Source organism: Gemmiger formicilis (assembly GCF_018784445.1).
Taxonomy (GTDB): Bacteria; Bacillota; Clostridia; order Oscillospirales; family Ruminococcaceae; genus Gemmiger.
The window spans coordinates 1-340 of record NZ_WQOH01000050.1; the positions used below are offsets into that span (position 1 = coordinate 1).

At 57.6% G+C, this 340-nt stretch carries 1 pseudogene; it reads right to left on the reverse strand.

The features are described from left to right. Positions 1 to 340 (reverse strand): annotated as a pseudogene (locus GPK89_RS12525) (ribonucleoside-diphosphate reductase subunit alpha); the annotation flags it as partial.

Genomic DNA, 340 nt, shown 5'->3' on the forward strand with positions numbered 1-340 from the left:
GCTTTGGTCGATCAGATGCGCCGCCTTATAGTACCACCATGTATCCATAGAAAGCTCCGGGGCAACGCGGGGCAGCATGCTGCCCTTTTTCTCCTCTAAGAAGAATTTCTTCATAATTGGATCGATGCCCGCCGACGTGCCGGAGAGGATAGATGTGCTGGAGGTCGGTGCGACCGCCAGCAGATAGGCGTTGCGCATTCCCTGCACCGCCACCGTTTTCGCAAGCGCCTGCCACTTTTCGGAGGTATAACCCCGCTTTTCAAAATACGCGCCCGTCTGCCAGTCGCTGCCCTCAAAGAGTGCGTAACGACCCTTTTCCCGTGCCAGTGCTGCGTCCGCC